Annotated in this window: 15 protein-coding genes; 3 read left to right on the top strand and 12 right to left on the bottom strand. The window is 66.3% G+C overall.

Translation table 11 applies throughout. The annotated features are described in order from the left end of the window. Positions 1–51: 51 nt before the first annotated feature. From QTI04_RS26685 to QTI04_RS26650, 8 genes are all read right to left on the bottom strand, one after another. A complete protein-coding gene (locus tag QTI04_RS26685) occupies positions 52–2457 on the bottom strand; it encodes a PhoX family phosphatase (RefSeq protein ID WP_286618176.1) in 2406 nt (801 codons plus the stop codon). Positions 2458–2533: 76 nt separating this feature from the next. Next, complete coding sequence (locus tag QTI04_RS26680) at positions 2534–2986, bottom strand: chromate resistance protein ChrB domain-containing protein (protein WP_286600265.1); 453 nt, start codon at positions 2984–2986, stop codon at positions 2534–2536. Continuing rightward, positions 2983–3897, bottom strand: a complete 915-nt coding sequence (locus QTI04_RS26675; RefSeq protein WP_286600263.1) for a Fe-Mn family superoxide dismutase — start codon at positions 3895–3897, stop codon at positions 2983–2985. The genes QTI04_RS26680 and QTI04_RS26675 overlap by 4 nt, the downstream gene beginning before the upstream one ends. Before the next feature lie 10 nt (positions 3898–3907). After that, positions 3908–5263 (bottom strand): chromate efflux transporter, encoded by a 1356-nt coding sequence (gene chrA / locus QTI04_RS26670; RefSeq protein ID WP_286618175.1) that lies wholly within the window; start codon positions 5261–5263, stop codon positions 3908–3910. Further along, positions 5260–6153 carry a chromate resistance protein ChrB domain-containing protein gene (locus QTI04_RS26665; RefSeq protein WP_286618173.1) on the bottom strand — a complete coding sequence of 298 codons (894 nt, stop codon included), beginning with the start codon at positions 6151–6153 and terminating at the stop codon, positions 5260–5262. Before QTI04_RS26665 ends, chrA begins: the two co-directional genes overlap by 4 nt. Positions 6154–6279: 126 nt before the next feature. Continuing rightward, complete coding sequence (locus QTI04_RS26660) at positions 6280–7494, bottom strand: CaiB/BaiF CoA-transferase family protein (protein WP_286600258.1); 1215 nt, start codon at positions 7492–7494, stop codon at positions 6280–6282. Between the two features lie 13 nt (positions 7495–7507). Next, the gene (locus QTI04_RS26655; protein ID WP_286618171.1) at positions 7508–8296 is read right to left on the bottom strand and encodes an enoyl-CoA hydratase/isomerase family protein; all 789 of its coding nucleotides are present in this window, start codon (positions 8294–8296) and stop codon (positions 7508–7510) included. Between the two features lie 45 nt (positions 8297–8341). Then, the gene (locus QTI04_RS26650) at positions 8342–9325 is read right to left on the bottom strand and encodes a tripartite tricarboxylate transporter substrate binding protein (protein WP_286618170.1); all 984 of its coding nucleotides are present in this window, start codon (positions 9323–9325) and stop codon (positions 8342–8344) included. A gap of 57 nt (positions 9326–9382) precedes the next feature. Here QTI04_RS26650 and QTI04_RS26645 point away from each other — a divergent pair, with 57 nt between their 5' ends. After that, positions 9383–10078, top strand: coding sequence for a GntR family transcriptional regulator (locus tag QTI04_RS26645; protein ID WP_286618168.1), 696 nt, complete (start codon positions 9383–9385; stop codon positions 10076–10078). 309 nt (positions 10079–10387) lie between these two features. Then, the gene (locus tag QTI04_RS26640) at positions 10388–11290 is read left to right on the top strand and encodes a sigma 54-interacting transcriptional regulator (protein WP_286618167.1); all 903 of its coding nucleotides are present in this window, start codon (positions 10388–10390) and stop codon (positions 11288–11290) included. 76 nt (positions 11291–11366) lie between these two features. On the opposite strand, the gene QTI04_RS26635 is transcribed toward QTI04_RS26640, so the two are convergent. The 3 genes from QTI04_RS26635 to QTI04_RS26625 all read right to left on the bottom strand — a co-directional run bounded on the left by QTI04_RS26635 (position 11367) and on the right by QTI04_RS26625 (position 13429). Next, positions 11367–12071 carry a hypothetical protein gene (locus QTI04_RS26635; RefSeq protein WP_286618165.1) on the bottom strand — a complete coding sequence of 235 codons (705 nt, stop codon included), beginning with the start codon at positions 12069–12071 and terminating at the stop codon, positions 11367–11369. Positions 12072–12130: 59 nt separating this feature from the next. Next, the gene (locus QTI04_RS26630; protein ID WP_286618163.1) at positions 12131–12739 is read right to left on the bottom strand and encodes a hypothetical protein; all 609 of its coding nucleotides are present in this window, start codon (positions 12737–12739) and stop codon (positions 12131–12133) included. 159 nt (positions 12740–12898) lie between these two features. Next, positions 12899–13429 carry a hypothetical protein gene (locus QTI04_RS26625; protein ID WP_286600238.1) on the bottom strand — a complete coding sequence of 177 codons (531 nt, stop codon included), beginning with the start codon at positions 13427–13429 and terminating at the stop codon, positions 12899–12901. A gap of 122 nt (positions 13430–13551) precedes the next feature. Here QTI04_RS26625 and QTI04_RS26620 point away from each other — a divergent pair, with 122 nt between their 5' ends. Further along, positions 13552–13989 carry a hypothetical protein gene (locus QTI04_RS26620; RefSeq protein ID WP_286600237.1) on the top strand — a complete coding sequence of 146 codons (438 nt, stop codon included), beginning with the start codon at positions 13552–13554 and terminating at the stop codon, positions 13987–13989. Positions 13990–14088: 99 nt separating this feature from the next. Here QTI04_RS26620 and QTI04_RS26615 read toward each other — a convergent pair. Next, positions 14089–14464, bottom strand: a 376-nt coding sequence (locus QTI04_RS26615; protein ID WP_286618162.1) for an OmpA family protein, incomplete at its 5' end; no start/stop codon positions are given.

The following is a 14464-nucleotide window of genomic DNA, read 5'->3' as shown; positions in this document are numbered from 1 at the left end:
GATCCGCGGTGTTTCACGAGGGGGCGGCTTGGCTTCGCCGGCTGCTTTGGACTACAGGCCGATGATGCCGCCGTCGTCTTTGGTGAGCATCACCGTTGCCGAGCGGGGGCGTGCTGTGCTGCCACCTGAGCCGTAGGCGGTCACGCCGGCGCCGTTGCCGGGCCAATGGCTTTCGTACTTGGCGGGCGTGGCGATGTTGGCTGCGGCGGTGTTCTCGCCCGGGTGCTGGATGTTGATGAACAGCGCCTTGCCGTCCGGCGATTCGGCCAGGCCGGTCACTTCCGCGCCCAGCGGTGCGGTGAGGAAGCGCTTGAAGATCGTGTCGTTCATCTTCTTGCCCGCAAACGTGCTCACGGTCACCGGGCCGGTGCCGGCTGCGCCGGGCTTGCCGTTGGCCTGGTTGACCACGTCGATCTTGCCTCCGTCGCCGTATTCGCCCGGGATCGCCGCCAGCAGCATGCAGTTGGTGACGTCGGTGTAGGCGTTGTCGTCGGTCTCGATCCAGAGGATGCCGCTGGCGCGCGAGAACCAGCAGCCGTCGGGCTTGGAGAAGTCGTTGAAGTCGGAGAGGCCCGACAGGTTCACGTTCTGCTGGTAGTTCACGTCGTCGAGGCCGGCGTCCGCCTTGGCCTGGCTGCCGAACAGGAAGATGTCCCAGTTGAAGGTGGTCGCCGATGCGTCGTTGCCGCTCTCGCGAATGCGCATCACCTGTCCGTTCACGTCGCCCCTGGAGACCGACGCCGCTGCGTTCTGCGTCGAGATGCCCTTGTTGTCGAGCCAGTAGCGCGGGAAGGCCGGGTCCACGTCCGGGTTCGGCACGTTATTGCTGCTGGTCGTGCCGATCGAGCCGCGATCGGGGTTCTCGGTCATCGTGATGTAGATCTCGCCGTTCTTCGGATTCACGGCGGTCCACTCGGGCCGGTCGCACTTGGTGGCGCCGGCGGCATCGGCGGCGAGCCGTGCATTGACCAGCACGTCGGCGAGGTCGGCAAAGGCGTACGCGCTGTTGCCTGAAATGGCGGTGTTGCTCAGGTCGAGCTTGAGCCACGTACCCGATCCGTCGGCGTTGAACTTCGCCGCGTAGAGCGTACCGTCATCGAGGTACTTGCTGCCGGTAGCGAGGCGGTCCGCGGGGTTCGCGTCGGCCGCGCTCCACACGGCCTTCGATACATACTTGTAGACGTACTCGCTGCGCGAATCGTCACCCATGTAGAACGCCAGCGGCTTGCCGACCACCGGGTTGCTCGGCCATGCGCCTTCATGTGCGAAGCGGCCGAGCGCGGTGTGCTTGACGGGCGTCGATGCCGGGTTGTACGGATCGATCTCCACCACCCAGCCGAAGGTGTTGGCTGTGTTGCGGAAGTCGTCCGTGCCGTCTGCCGATGCGCCGATGCTGCTGGTGTCCCAGCGTGCGTATTCGGTGTCGGCGTTGTCGGCCGGCACGACGGTGGACCAGCGTTGACCGCCGGCGGCGCCTTGCGCGAGACCGATCCGCTTGAAGGCGACCAGTTCTTTGGCGCTGCGCTTCGCGTCGTCGACGGAGCCGCGGCGGAAGAAGCCCGCGAAGTTCTCTTCACAGGTGAGGTAGGTGCCCCAGGGCGTGTAGCCCGATGCGCAATTGCCGATCATTCCGCGCGTGCCGGTGCCGGCGGGCGAATACACGGTCTTGAGCAGCGCGGAGCCGCGTGCGGGGCCGCCGAATTCCATCGGCGTGCGCGGCGTGACGCGGCGGTTGAAGGTCGAGTTCTTGACCACGGTGAACTTGCCGCCCGACTTGGCGATCTCCACCACCGAAGCGCCGTGCGCTTCCACTTCCTTCAGCGCTTCGGCTTCGGGACGTGGACCGGCGCTGGAGCTGATGTTGGTCTGTCCATTCGGATGCATGAACATCACGGTGCCGTTGATGGCCTCGTGGTTGATGCACATCAGCGCGCGTTCGGTGCTCGACAGGGACGGCTTGCTGTCGGGGGTCAGGCCGAAGTAGTGCATGCCGTCATGCTGGTCGCCGCTGCGGCGGCCGAAGGTGTCGTCGCTGCCGTCGTTCTTGTAGTCGGTGACGGCAGGGTCGATCGAATCGCCCGTCGCGTAGATCACGGTGGCCGTGTAGCCGGCCGGCACGGCGATGCGGTCCGCGAGATCCTTGCCCACGGCGGTGAAGCCGAGCTTGGGTTCGGCCGCAAGCGCTGGCGCCGGGGCGGGAGCAGGCGGCGCGGGCGCCGGCGCGGGAGCGGGCGGCGCGATGGGGAAGTTCCCGTCGTTTCCGCCGCCGCAGGCGCTCAGCGCCAGCGGGCCGAGCGTCGCGGCCGTCAGTGCGCCGACGCCGCCGCGCAGCAGATGGCGGCGGTGCATGCGCGAAGCGATGACTTCGTGGAGGCTGGTGTTCGAGGTCGGGTTGTTGTCCAGATCGTCCGGATCGATGAACTCGTTCGGAGCGGGAGGTGTGGGCAGATTTTTCATCGTGAAGGCTTGGCTGACGGGAGCCCGACCTTAACGATCCAAGATGAAACTTTTGTTGCAGCTCCTGCGCCTGGTCTCACATCTTCGGCGGCCAGGCGTGCGTCTCGCTTTGGCAGCTCTTGCACCACGCATAGAGGGCGTCGTACATCACAAGGCCGTGGCCCAGCATCTCGTGATCGTCAGGGAACACCTGAGACAACCCGAGCGACATGGCGTACAGACCCGGCGACTGAGGCGTCAGATCCAGGCGCGATGTATCCGCACCGCGAACGATGGCCGCCATTTGCTCGAGCGCTGGGTCGGTCAGTTCGTACTTCGACAGGAACGCATCGAAGCTGCATAGGTCCCCGACATGGGTCATCTCTACACCGGGGATGTCGTAGGGCACTGCGCCGGTCTTCTCTGCCATCGCGAGCACCTCGGATGGAGGAACGTAGAGGAACTCTGGTTCCTTGTCGATGAACCGTGCAATGAGCCACGGGCAGGCGATACGGTCGATCTTCGGGCGTTCACGGGTGACCCATTTCATGATGTCGCTCCTTTGGGTTCCAACGCGCGACCAGCAGTCTGCCAGCCGTCGATGCCACCGCGCAGGTATCGCGCCCGCACCCCGGCCGCGCGAAGGCGCAGTGCGGTCGCGCGGCCGACCTCGTGTCCGTAGACACAATAGACGACGACTTCCCGGTCGGATGGCAGATCGCCAGCCCAGCTGTCGACGGTCGCTGGGTCGCGCCACGCGGCACCGGTCAACCGAGTCGGCGCGTCCTTGACGACACCGGCGCGACGCACGTCGACCACCAGTGCGCCAGCGACCTCATCCTGCGTGGCACCGAATGGTTCGCTGGCACCGTGCACGGCAAGCTGATAGCGCTCGTACACGATGGCCCAGTCGATGTTCTCCATGAACGCATCGACGTAGTTGCCCGCAGCGGCGCCAAAGTCCATGTGGTACGCGTGCTCGTACATGTCCAGCGCGAGGATGGGCACGCCGCCGGCCAGTGCGTGCGTATGGTCGGCGCCCCATTGGTTCACGAGAGTCCCGTCCCGTGGTTGAAACACGAGGAGAACCCAGCCTGACCCGCCACCCAGCGCCTTGCCCATGGCGACGAACTCCTCATGCCAACGAGCGACGCTCCCGAAGCTGGCCTGGAGCGCCAGTTCCATGGCCGGCGTCATCGTCTGTCCGTCTCCACCAAGACTGCCGAAGTACAACTCGTGCAGGAGCATGGAGTTGTTCGCAACGAGCTCTTCGCGCTTCAAGCCATTGAGTTCGAAACCCGGCATGGTCGCGGGCGACAAGGCAGCCAGTTTCGAGCGGATGGCATTCAGACGCTTGACCGCGCCGCCGTAGTTGTTCTGGTGATGGCTGCGAAGCAACTTCTCGGACAGACCGTGCAGTGCCGCAGGCTCAAAGGGCAAGTCCTGGATTCGACTTTCCATGGGGAACCTCTCATGCAAACAGGGGCCGTAGAAATGTCAACGCCAACCCAGCCAAGCCGGACGCCAGGACCACGGGAATGACGCCAACCTTGAACCGGAACAAAGCCACCGCCGCTGCGATGCCGATGAGCGCGGAAGCCCACTCGAAGTGGCCGGCGAGTCCCTGCGGCCAAAGCACGTGGTACGCGAAGAAGACGGCGAGATTCACGATGACGCCGACCACCGCGGCGGTGATGCCAATCAGTGGCGCGGTGAACTTGAGATTGCCGTGGGTCGATTCGATGAACGGCGCGCCGAGCAGGATGAAGAAGAACGAAGGCAGGAAGGTGAAGAAGGTCACCACGGCGGCGGCGACCGCGCCCGACAGGAAGAGCGCGTCCGGGCCGAAGATGGCCTTGGTCCAGCCGCCGACATAGCCGACGAACGAGACCACCATGATGAGAGGACCGGGTGTCGTCTCGCCGAGCGCCAGTCCATCGATCATCTGCGCAGCGGTCAGCCACTGGTAGTGTTCGACAGCCCCCTGGAACACATAGGGCAGCACCGCATAGGCGCCACCGAACGTCATCAGCGCTGCCTTCGTGAAGAACCACGCCATCTGCGTCAGAACGGCGTCCCATCCATAGAGCGCCGTCAAGGCCCCGATGCCGACGGCCCAAAGCGCCAGGCACACAACCAGCACTCGGCTGAAGCGCCGCCAGGTGAACAACGCATGCTCGGGCGTGGGCGTGTGGTCGTCGATGAGCGCTGGGCCGAGCGAGTTGCCAGCGTTGCCGTGAGCGCCTCGGGTCGTGAACTTGGCCGGCGCAAATCGGCCGCCGAAGTACCCGATGGCGCCAGCGGCCAGAACAATGAGCGGGAACGGCACTTGCAGCGCGAAGATGGCCAGGAAGGCTGCCACCGCGATGGCCCACAGCCATGCGTTCTTGAGGGCCCGTGATCCCACGCGATAGGCCGCGTGCATCACGAGCGCGGTAACGGCAGGTTTGATGCCATAGAACAAACCGGCAATGGCCGGCACGTTGCCGTACGCCATGTAGACCCATGACAGGCCGATGAGGATGAACAGTGACGGCAGCACGAAGAGGACGCCCGCGACGATGCCGCCCCAGGTGCGATGCAGGAGCCAGCCGATGTACGTCGCGAGTTGCTGCGCTTCGGGTCCGGGCAGCAGCATGCAGTAATTCAACGCATGCAGGAATCGGCCCTCGGAAATCCAGCGGCGTCGCTCGACGAGGTCCTCGTGCATGATGGCAATCTGCCCGGCCGGCCCCCCGAAGCTGATGAACCCGAGCTTGAGCCAGTAGACGAGGGCCTCTCCAAAGCCAAGGCGCTCAGGCGCCGCCGTGATTGTCGTCGTGGTCACTGGCGTTCCTTCATGGCGGCGTAGAGGGTGTCGAACAGGGGCAGAGAAGCCGCGAGCAGCGCATCGTCCTTGTCGTGCTGCGCCTGAAGGCCTCTGACGATGGTTTCGATACCGGCCGCCTCATCGACGGGAATGCCTCCGACATCGATGTAGTGCACGAGTTCGCCGAGCCGCCGGATGCCCGGGTCCTCTTCGAGCCCGAAGGTATGCGCCACGACCTCGAAAGTGACCTTGTCGCCAACGTGCGTGAACGTCGCACCATCGAAGTCGAAGCCGAGGGCGCCCTTCGGACGCTTCCCTGGGTCCGCCAGCCAGACGAAGCGCGGGGATGAATCGACGAAGCGTTGGATCAGCCAGCCGGTGGCAAGCCGGTCGACCCAGGGCCGCTTGCGCGTGGCCCACGTCCGTCCCTGGAAGGACTCGCGTTGGCGCCGCTCGATCGACCCCGATGCGGCCATCGGCTCGCCGGGGGACAACCTTTGCTCGATCTCCGCTCGCAAGGTCTCCAGGCCAGCCGCCGCCGCTGCGGCCGCCTTGCCAGGAAAGAAGTCCGTCGCGCGAATGGCCCGGTACTGCTGGTCCAGTGCGCGCAGCGACTTGCGCAGGTCTGCCTCTTCGGTGGACTTCAGCGCCTTTCGGGTTTCCTTGAGCGTCTGCGCAAAGTCGGCGTATGGCTCGGACCGGTCGAACAGGCCGAGGAACGTCTTTTCCTGCACTTCATCGCGGGCCTTGAGAACGAGCATGTGCGCGTCAGCGCCACCCTGCTGGATGGCCCTCTCGATGGCCCACAGTTCGCTCGCCGACGCTGCATTGGAGGGGAGGATGTAGACACCGTCCCGCAGGGTTGCGCATCCTGTCGCCTTGAGCGAGCGCCAGATGCGAACACGCAAGCCACTCGGAGAGGTTGGGAGCGATGCGGTAAGGACCAGCCAGTCATGCATGTAGCAAGTATCACGTAGCGTGATAGCTGTTGCAGCAACATGGTCTTGCCGATGCGGGCGGCGGCGCCGACTGGCTCAATCGAGGGTTGCGATGACCTTTGCAGCCTGCAGATCCGCGATTTCGCCGTCGCCGTAGCCGAATGCCTTCAGCACCTCTCGCGTCTGCTGCCCGACCGTCGGCGCCGCGGACCGGGCGCACGGCGCTTCGCCATCGAAATGAATCGGCAGGCCGAGCGAACGCATGGTGCCTCCGTTCGGGCTGTCGACATCGACCACCATCGAGATGGCGCGCGACTGCTCGTGATCCATCGCCTGGCCGACGTCGTGCACCGGACCGACCGGAACGCCGGCCTTGTCGAAGACCTCGACCCAATGACCAGCAGGATGGCTGGCAAGAGCCTCCGTGATGAGCCCTGCAAGCACGGCTTGATGGGCCAGCCGGTCGCGACCCGTCGTGAAGCGTTCATCCGCAAGCCACTCGGGGTGGCCGAGCACCTCGGCAATGCGGCGCCAGTTGGCCTGATTGCCGCCGCCGAGCGCAATGGCGCCTTCGCCGCATCGGAAGGTCTGGTACGGCGCGATCAGCGGGTGCGAGGTGCCCATGGGCCTGGCCACGGTGCCGTCGTGAAAGTACGCGGCCGCAAACCAGTACATCTGCTGCAGCGACGCCTGGAGCAGCGAGGTCTCGACCTTGCTGCCGACGCCCGTGCGCAGCCGCTTGATGTACGCCGTGAGGCTGCCGAGCGCGGCCAGAATGCCGGCGTTGATGTCGGCCACCGAGTTGCCCGGCTTGGCCGTCTCGCCGTCGATGCTGCCGGTCACGCTGATCAACCCGGAGAACGCCTGCAGCACCAGGTCGAAGCCGCCGTTGTCGCTCATGGGGCCGTTCGGGCCGTACCCGCTGATCGAGGTGTAGACCAGCCTGGGATTGACCTCGCGCAGGTGCTCGTACCCCAGACCCAGCGCATCGAGCTTCCCGCGGCGGAAGTTCTCGGTGACGATGTCACAGCTGGATGCGATCCGCTTGATGATCGCCTGGCCCGCGGGCTGGCGAATGTCGATCGCGATCGAACGCTTGCCGCGGTTCAGCATGAGAAAGCCCGGAGCGAGACCCGGATCGCCGGGCCGCGCGTAGCCACGAGCATCGTCGCCCGCGGGAAACTTCTCGACCTTGATGACCTCGGCGCCCATGTCGGCCAGCATCAGGCCGCAGATAGGGCCGGCCATGATCTGGGACATCTCCAGGACGCGAACGCCTGCCAGCGGCAGGTCCTTGGCTTGTGGATTCATCGCGTTTCGTTTCTCAGGTGCCGGTGAAGACGGGTGCGCGCTTCTCCGCGAACGCCGCGAGGGCCTCGCCGATGTCGCGCGTCTTCAGGCTGGCCGCATAGGCCGCATGCGCCGACGCCTCGTCGTACTCCTGGCGCGCGACCTCGTTGAGCGTGGCCTTTATCGACGCCAATGGGATCGGTGCCTGGGCGAGCAAGTCATCGGTCCAGGTCTTCAGCTCGGCATCGAGTTGCGCGGGCTCCACCAGCGCATCGAGATAGCCGATGCGGAGCATTTCTTCCGCCTGGATCGGCCGCGACGTGAGGAAGAGCTTCTTGGCGGGGCCGAGGCCCAGGCGCGACACCCAGCGGCGAATACCGTGCGGGTAGTAGTGCAGGCCGAGCCGTGCCGCCGGCATGAACATCCGCATACCGGTGACGCCGATGCGAAAGTCGCACGACAGCGCCAGGTCGGTGGAGCCACCGTACACGGGGCCGTGCAAGCGGGCGATCGTGACGGCCCGCGCGTTTTCGATCTCGTCGGTGAAGGTCTGGAACGCGTTGTCGGTGCTGTTGGCGGCCTTGCCCAGGTGCCCCAGGTCGAAGCCGGAGCTGAAGCTCTTGCCCGTGCTCCGGAACACGATCACCCGGACCGCCTTGTTGGCATTGAGGTCGGCCAGGTAGCCGCGCAGCACCGGCAGATCCTCGGGCTCGATCTTGTTGTGGGTGGCCGGGCGGCGCAGCGTGATGGTCGCGATCGCGCCTTCGATTTCGAGCAGCGGCGAAGCAGGGGAGACGGGAGGCGATTCGAGAACTGTGGACATACGGGTTCCTGGTCGATGGTGATTGGAGGGTGTCAGGGCAGCGGATCAGTCGAAGTGCAGGTTTTGCTCGCGGATGACGCGGCCCCACTTCTGCAGGTCGGACTTGACCAGCTCGCTCGCAGCTTCCGGCGTGGAAGGCACGACGTCGTTGCCTTGGCTCAGGAGCTTGTCGCGCAGCGCAGGCGTGTTCAGCGCGGAGTTCAGGGCCACGTTGAGCCGCTGCACGACCTCGGGCGGCATGCCCTTGGGCCCCACGAGAGCGAACCAGCCCTGCGCGTCGTACCCCGGCACGCCTTGTTCGGCGACCGTCTTGACGCCCGGGAAGGCCGGCACCGGCTTGGTGGACGTGACGGCGATGGCTCGCGCCTTGCCGCTCTTCACGATCTGGACTGCGGGTGCGATAGTCGAGAAGGAAACCTTCACTGCGCCCGCCAGCAGGTCCGTCAATGCCGGCGCGGCGCCCTTGTACGGAACATGCAGCATCGTCGTCCCCGTGCTGGCGCCGAGCAGTTCGGCAGACATCTGGTGGATGGTGGCGAGGCCCGAAGTGGAATAGGAAACGCCGCCCGGGTCGGCACGCACGAGCTTGAGCAGCTCAGGCAGATTCGTTGCCGGGACAGACGGATTCACCAGGATGACCATCGGCGCCTTGGAGACGACGCCGATGTAGCTCAGACCATTCATCGGGTCGTAGCTGACTTTCCGCGCATTCGGAATGATGGTCAGCGGCGCGACGTCGGCCAGACCGATCGTGTAGCCGTCGGCCGGCGCGCTGGCAACGGTCTCGACGCCGATCGCGCCGCCGGCGCCCGGCTTGTAGTCGACGACCACCGGCTGGCCGAGCACCTTCTCCATGGCCGGTGCCAGGTCGCGCGCCACCGCGTCGGCCGCGCCACCGGGCGTGTAGCCGAGCACGAGACGGACCGGCCGCGTTGGCGTCCACGGCTCCTGCGCATTGGCAGGCAACACAGCCGCCGAAGAAACTACGATTGCCGCTGCGGCGGCCAGTTTGGGGAGTGAAAAGTGCACGGCTTGTCTCTTAAAATATTTTTGATGATTTAAAATATACCAGAACATCGGATAAATATGCAAAACACCAAGATGCCGGGAGCCCCCACGGCGACACTCGGCGAGGCCGTGCGGCAATCGATCATTCGTGACTTGTCCGTCGGCGCATTGCAGCCGGGCCATCCGCTGGACGAGCGCGCGCTGAGCGAGCGCTTCGAGGTGTCGCGCACGCCGATTCGCGAGGCGATCCTTCAATTGGCCGCGCAGGGTTTTCTGGTGATCAGCCCGCGCAGCGGGGCATCGGTGCCGCGGCTGTCGATCGTGCTGCTGCGGGAGCTGCTCGAACTACTGGGCGAACTGGAGGGCATCGCCGCCACCTTCGCCGCCAAGCGCATCCGCCCGCAGGAAAAGGCCGAGCTGGCCGAAAGCATCGCGCAGTGCACCGCGGCGGCCGAGGCAGACGACGCGGCCGCATACCAGATCGCGAACGACCGGTTTCATGGCCTGATCTACGCCGCCTCGCGCAACGGTTCGCTGGTGGAGCAGATCAGGTCGCTGCGCACGCGAAGCGCGGCCTACACGGTCAATCGATTCGACTCGCCGGGCCGCATGAAGCGGTCGGCGCTGGAACACGCGGCGATCGCCAAGGGCGTGCTGGACAACGACGCCGCGGCCGCGCATGCCGCGATGCTCAACCACATCTCGATCGGCGGAAAGGACTTCGCCGAGTTCGTCAGCGGCATCCCGACGGAGCTGCTGGATGGCGGCGGATGAGCATTTGCCCCGTCAATACCCCGAAGCGGATGCGAAGCCGGCTACCTACGGCGTAGTCCAAACGCCAGATCGACGGCCCAGCCAAAGGCCCCGAGCACTACGTGCCAGGGGGCTTGATTCCGGCCCCGGGTCACCGGCCCGCGTGCGAAATGAAAACTTTGGACCCCAGCCCGCCGGTCGCCACGGGCATGGGCGTAACAAGCGGTCACGCCTCTTGCGAACTGCGTCTGCAACGCATCACAGGCTTCCGTCGTATTTCGCCGTCCGCAGCGAATGCTCACACTATCTCCCCGCTCGACAGGAGGAGACATGCATGGAGCCGACGCGTCGCCGAGTGCGTGGATCCAATTCGTCGATCCGCTGTCGGCCGCTGCGCGCGAGGCGGTGCTGGCCATCCTGCACCGGTCGGGGTTGCGGACGATTCCGATGCCGGCCGACGCGCAGGACTACGGACTGATGGTGCTCGGGGCGATCGACGACCGGATCCTCGACGAGCTGCGCCTGGCCAGCCGCCGCGCGGTGGTGCTGGTGCTGGTGGTTGCGCCGTGCAGGCTGTCGGCCGCCGAGGCCTGGTCCCTTTTGCGCGCGGGCGCGTCCGACGTGATGCGGTGGACCCCCTTGCCGACCGACGCCGCACAGGTGTGCGCCCGGCTGTCTCGCCTGCGCACGGTGCAGGCGCTGGTCGACAGCTCGCGCGTGCGCGACGTGCTGGTCGGCGACAGCACGGCCTGGCGGGCGCTGGTGCGGCAGGTGGTGGAGGTGGCCGTGTTCTCCCAGGGGCCGGTGCTGATCACCGGCGAGAGCGGCACCGGCAAGGAACTGATCGCGCGCCTGATCCACGACCTCGACCGCCGTGCCGACAAGGGGGCGATGGTGATCGTCGACTGCACCACCATCACGCCCGAACTCTCCGGCAGCGAATTCTTCGGCCACGAGCGCGGCGCCTTCACGGGCGCGATGAACCCGCGCGAGGGCGCGTTTGCACTGGCCCATCGCGGCACGCTCTTCCTCGACGAGATCGGCGAACTGCCGCCGCCGTTGCAGGCCCAGCTGCTTCGGGTGGTGCAGGAAGGCAAGTACAAGCGGGTCGGCCCAGCACCATCGCGCGCATCTCGCGCCGGCCGGCCACCAGGTAACGCTCGGTCGCGGCCTGCGCGCCGGGCTGGAGCGCGGCGGCCGGCAGCATCGGTTCGAGCAGCGCGAAGGGCTTGACCCGGGACAGGCGCGTGAGCAGGGCGCGCGCCTCCTGGGCGAGCATCCATGCGGCGAAGGGGCTGATGGTCATCGCTCACACCCCGTAGAGCACGATCTTGTTGCCGCGGCGCATCCAGCGGCCGCTGCGGCCGCCGCCCATGCCGGACGAGCCGCCGGCGGCGCTGCGCGCGGCATTGAGCAGTCCAGGGGCCAACTTCTGGGCGGCCGAGATCGCAGCGCTTTGCGCCACCGCGCGCGGGTCCGCGCCTGCAGGCGCAGAGGTGGCCTGCTTCACGGTGTCGGCGGCCAGCCGCACGAACTGCTTGGCGCCTTCGAACTCGCTCTCTTCCTGCTCCAGCGACTCGGCCTCCAGCCCCAGCGCGCTGCGGGCCGCCGATGCCAGGCCGCTGCCGATCTTGGCGCCCAGTGGACCGCCCAGGTAGGCGCCGACCGCGCCGCCGGCCAGCGGAAGCGCCTTCTTGGCCACGCCCTTGAGCACGCCGCCCACGGCCTGCCCGATGGGAGAACGCACGGCAGAGCCGACCGCGCGCGCGGCACGGCCCAGCAGGTTGCCGAGGAAGCGGTCCAGCTCGGCCTCGTTCGTGACCTCGAGCAACTCGCTCGCCAGCTCGGCCTCTTCCGCTTCGCCGAGCACGGTCTCGCCGTAGCTCTCGAAGCTCTCGCCGTAGCTTTCGCCGTAACTCTCGCCCGACCATTCCTGCTGGCCGAACTCGTAGGCGCCGGATTCGTAGCTGGACTCGGGGTTGTACTCCAGCTGGGTGCGATCGATGTCATGCATAGCGGTCTCCTTGGGTGAAGCGGAAGATGCGCGAACGCCTCGGCGGTGATCCCTGCGGATCAGGGGTTCAGCGCGGTCACGCCCGCGCCGTGGCGAGCCCATCGGCCTGCGGATGCGGAAGGCGCCGCGCCGGGCGCGTCGAGCACTTGCGTCCAGCCCGGCGCGAAGCGGCGCGCGGCACGCCGGGCGGCCCAGCGCGCGGCGGCGGCCGGCGACAGGCCGGCGGGCGTGATGGCGAGCTGGTGAGCGGCTTCACGCGTCAACTGCGCGAAGCGGCGCGCCAACTCGAATTCCTGGTCCTCGGGCGACAGCCCTTCGAGCTCGATGCCGAAGAAGCGGCCCATGCGCTTGTAGGTCGTGCCGGCCTGCCGGGCGGTCGCGCCGGCCACCAGCGGCAGCGACTGCCGGGCCGCGGTACGCAGCAGCGAGACAAGCTCGGCCGCTGCCCGGGCGACTGCATCGTGCGGCGCGTGGGCGCGCACCATGCGCCCCAGCGTCGTGGACAGGTGCTGCCCGCTGGCGGCGTTGAGCAGCTCGGCGGCAAGGCCCGCGGACTCGGTGTCGAACGTCACGGCCTTGCGGCTTGCGCGAGCCGTCGCCGGCCCTGTGGCGCGGGCGTCCTCGAAGAGATCGAAGTCAGGGCTGTAGCCCAACAGCATCCGGTTCATGGTCGGCCTTTCTGGCGGAACTGGCCTTGCTTCCGCATAGGCCGTGCCAGCCGGAAAGTGCCGCTTTCGGGGCGTCTGGAGCCGCCCGGCGCGAAGCGCGCTTCGTTTTCAGCCGCTCAGCGCCCGCGGCAGGCGAAATCCGCTTCGCCGCCGGTCGCCTTAGCGGGAGATGACCGCCCGGCGGTATGCGCGCCGCGCAACCCCGGCATACGACAAGGGCGTCAACGGCATGCCGATGACGTCGATGAAGACGGAGACATCGGCGCCCTTTGAGGGAACCTTGCCCTTCAGAACCCTGATCGTGTAGGACAGCGTGTCGCGCTTGAGAGCAGGCGACTGCAGCACGACCACGACCTGGTGCAGCGAATTGCCCTCGACCATCGAGATATCGGCATTGGGCGGGTCCGACAGAAAACTTTCCTTGCCCTTGCTCCAGAACGGGACGAAATCCGCAGTCTTCATGTTTCCAGCGATGCGCTCGGGACGATCGGTGAAGAACACGGTGATCGGGCTCACCGCTTTCAGCGTCAGCAGTCCAGTTGCCCTGTCATAGGTCATGCTCCTGGCTGTCTGCACGAACAGGAAGTCCGCCTCCTTGGGAGCGTCGGCGTTCTCCGCCAGAGCAGATCTCAGCACGGACGCGGGGGCGAGCAAGGCTGCCGAGGTCACGATGGTGCGACGAGTGGTCATGAAGATCCCTGTGCGTTGATGCATCCGTGCCAGCATTGTGGCGGGACCGGCCCCTGCGTGCAGCAGTCCTACAGAACTTTAGGCCTAGTGTTGAAAACGTGCTGCCCGGTTAGATTTTGCTGATGAACCGGCACACTGCAACCGCCCTCTTCGTCCATGCGTCCGATCTCGATGTCGAATCCCTGCTTGGCATGTGGCCGAAGAGCATCACCGGGAAAGTCATTCCGCTCGGCGCATCAGCCTTTGGCGACCTGTTTTTTCAAAGGCCCGAAGGAAACGTCGAGAAGCTCGACGTACTTCGCGGCGGTGTTCACTACGCCGCTGCCAGCCTGGAAGAATTCAAGCTGCTGATGAACTCCAGGTACTGGCGCGATGCCAACCTGATGAGTCATGGAATCGACGTTGCCGCAAGCAAGGGAATCGCCAGAAAGCAAGGGCAGTTCTTCGGGTTCGGGAAGCACCCTTCGCGCTCGGGCCGGATCGACTGGGCTTCGTTGATGTCTCTTGAGGCGACGGCATGGCACGCCATTTGCGCCAAGGCGCTGGACTGTACGCGTTGAAGGACGCATGAGCGGCGCCGCTCTTTCCGTCCCCCTACGCGCGCCGTGCGCAGGCCACCAAGGCGACTATCACGTCGTCTTGGTGGCAGTAGCGCACCCTTAGCCCGGCTGCTCGCCCGTGGCGCGGATATCCACTCGGCGATTCGGCTCGAAGCAGGCAATGAGCGCAGTGCGGTTCCTGGCCTTGCCCTGGGCTCTGCAATCGGCTTCTGTGACCTTCAGCTCCGAGAAACCGCGGCCTTCGGTCGTGATGATGTTGGCCGGAACGCCTTGGGCGACCAGGTAGTCGCGCACGGAGTTGGCCCGTGCCACGGACAGGCGCTGGTTGAACTCGGCGCTGCCGATCGGGTCGGTGTGCCCGACTATGGAGATCGCGCGCAGCCGGATGCCCGAGGCCTTGAGCTCCGCGAGCGTGTTGTCGATGCGGGTGCGGCCGGTAGGCGTCAAGTCCGACTTGGCGAACGCGAACGTGCCG

Source organism: Variovorax sp. J22R115 (assembly GCF_030317005.1).
GTDB lineage: Bacteria > Pseudomonadota > Gammaproteobacteria > Burkholderiales > Burkholderiaceae_C > Variovorax.
This window is presented reverse-complemented; position numbering and strand designations above follow the sequence as displayed.

Coding starts and splice junctions, on each gene's coding strand:
- QTI04_RS26675 (WP_286600263.1), bottom strand. CDS start 3,897: ATGGAAAGTCGAATCCAGGACTTGCCCTTTGAGCCTGCGGCACTGCAC.
- QTI04_RS26630 (WP_286618163.1), bottom strand. CDS start 12,739: ATGAACCGGATGCTGTTGGGCTACAGCCCTGACTTCGATCTCTTCGAG.
- QTI04_RS26640 (WP_286618167.1), top strand. CDS start 10,388: ATGCATGGAGCCGACGCGTCGCCGAGTGCGTGGATCCAATTCGTCGAT.
- QTI04_RS26685 (WP_286618176.1), bottom strand. CDS start 2,457: ATGAAAAATCTGCCCACACCTCCCGCTCCGAACGAGTTCATCGATCCG.
- QTI04_RS26680 (WP_286600265.1), bottom strand. CDS start 2,986: ATGAAATGGGTCACCCGTGAACGCCCGAAGATCGACCGTATCGCCTGC.
- QTI04_RS26645 (WP_286618168.1), top strand. CDS start 9,383: ATGCAAAACACCAAGATGCCGGGAGCCCCCACGGCGACACTCGGCGAG.
- QTI04_RS26635 (WP_286618165.1), bottom strand. CDS start 12,071: ATGCATGACATCGATCGCACCCAGCTGGAGTACAACCCCGAGTCCAGC.
- QTI04_RS26620 (WP_286600237.1), top strand. CDS start 13,552: ATGAACCGGCACACTGCAACCGCCCTCTTCGTCCATGCGTCCGATCTC.
- QTI04_RS26625 (WP_286600238.1), bottom strand. CDS start 13,429: ATGACCACTCGTCGCACCATCGTGACCTCGGCAGCCTTGCTCGCCCCC.
- QTI04_RS26655 (WP_286618171.1), bottom strand. CDS start 8,296: ATGTCCACAGTTCTCGAATCGCCTCCCGTCTCCCCTGCTTCGCCGCTG.
- QTI04_RS26660 (WP_286600258.1), bottom strand. CDS start 7,494: ATGAATCCACAAGCCAAGGACCTGCCGCTGGCAGGCGTTCGCGTCCTG.